Source organism: Flavobacterium ichthyis, from assembly GCF_009915155.1.
In the GTDB taxonomy this organism is placed as follows: Bacteria; Bacteroidota; Bacteroidia; order Flavobacteriales; family Flavobacteriaceae; genus Flavobacterium; species Flavobacterium ichthyis.
On sequence record NZ_JAABLM010000027.1, the window covers coordinates 1 to 1,401 of the forward strand.

At 32.0% G+C, this 1,401-nt stretch carries 3 protein-coding genes; all 3 read right to left on the reverse strand.

Annotated elements, in window-relative coordinates:
• Positions 1 to 449: site-specific integrase (locus tag GV828_RS13220; RefSeq protein ID WP_394350660.1), on the reverse strand; the 449-nt coding region annotated here is incomplete at its 3' end.
• A 6-nt stretch (positions 450 to 455) separates the two neighbouring features.
• A complete protein-coding gene (locus tag GV828_RS13225; RefSeq protein WP_262885828.1) occupies positions 456 to 722 on the reverse strand; it encodes a phage integrase SAM-like domain-containing protein in 267 nt (88 codons plus the stop codon).
• A gap of 12 nt (positions 723 to 734) precedes the next feature.
• The gene (locus GV828_RS13230; RefSeq protein ID WP_235935474.1) at positions 735 to 1,118 is read right to left on the reverse strand and encodes an Arm DNA-binding domain-containing protein; all 384 of its coding nucleotides are present in this window, start codon (positions 1,116 to 1,118) and stop codon (positions 735 to 737) included.
• Between the last annotated feature and the right edge of the window lie 283 nt (positions 1,119 to 1,401).

The window sequence follows — 1,401 nt, forward strand, 5'->3', positions numbered from 1 at the left end:
CCTAACATTTTGCTCACGCTTTCAATTGGAACACCATTAGTAAGCGTTACAGTTGTTGCAAAAGTATGTCGAGCGATATGAAAAGTTAATTCTTTTTCAATTTCACAAATTCCGGGTATTTCTTTTAGATAAGCGTTCATCATTTGGTTGGATAGGATTGGTAGAAGTCTATCAATATTTTTACATTGTGGATGATTTTCGTATTTATCTATTATCATTTGAGTAACAGGTAAGATTGGAATTTTTGAGGCAGATTCTGTTTTTTGTTTTTGTGTTGAAATCCATTTCTCACCATCAATACCAAAGTTTATATGAGACTTTGTTAAGTTTTTGACATCTATGTATGCCAAACCTGTAAAGCAGCTAAAAAGAAAGATATCGCGAACTAGAGTTAGTCTTTCTGTTTTGAAATCTTTTTCGATGATTGATTGGATTTCAGCCTCAGTCAGATAAACTCACTCAACTTCTTTGACTTTGGATTTATAATTAGCAAATGTATTTTTCTCTAACCAGTCATTAGCCACACAAAGCTTTATTATTTTATTGAAGTTTTTAAGGTATTTTACTGCTGTATTATTGGCACAATTTCTAACACTTCGTAACCAAAATTCGTAATCCGTTATAAAAGCATGATCAATCTTTGTAATGTCGATATCAGAAATATTATATTTCCATTGCATAAACTCAATAGTATGTTTGAGTGAAGTAGTGTAGCGTTCCAATGTTCCTGGAGCTTATTCTTTGCCAACCAATTCTTTTATTTTATTGTTGTGGTCTTGGAATATAGGAACCAGCATTCTTGCTCTTTCATCAACTCCTAATAGCTTGCTTTTAAATATTTCGGTTGTTATTGTTATCTTTTTATGGATTAATTCCATTTCAGCATCTCTTATTTGACTTTTCAGTAAATCAAGATGGTTATTTATTGAACGAGCTTCTTCTGAAGTACCTTTCATTTTACCTGCCTCTGTGGACCATTTTGATATTTCTACAAATCGGTTTGTACTCAGCTCGATACGCTTACCGTTGATAGTAATTCTCATGTAAATAGGAATTAAACCGTTTGCAGCTACTTTCGCTTTCTTTGCATAAAAGAGAATTGAAACTTTTGTTTTCATCGTGGTGACCTTTTTAGTTGTTATTAAATTTAACTTAAATATGACTAATCCACAAGATGTACAGTTTTTTAAACTGGTTGTTGAACTGGCTGTAAAGCCTTGTGAATACTAGTCTGAAATAAAAATCGCCAAAATTTGGATTGTTTAGGGTAACCGATTTTATTCCTTTAGGTTCACGAATGAATGAATATTTTGATATGTGATAAAAAGAAAAAACCCTTAAAATCATACGATTTTAAGGGTTTAAATTCAATTTGCATTTCAGCTGGCGGAGAAAGAGGGA

Excerpts from the sequence above, each read along its gene's own strand:
- GV828_RS13230 (WP_235935474.1), bottom strand. The coding sequence starts at position 1,118 with ATGAAAACAAAAGTTTCAATTCTCTTTTATGCAAAGAAAGCGAAAGTA.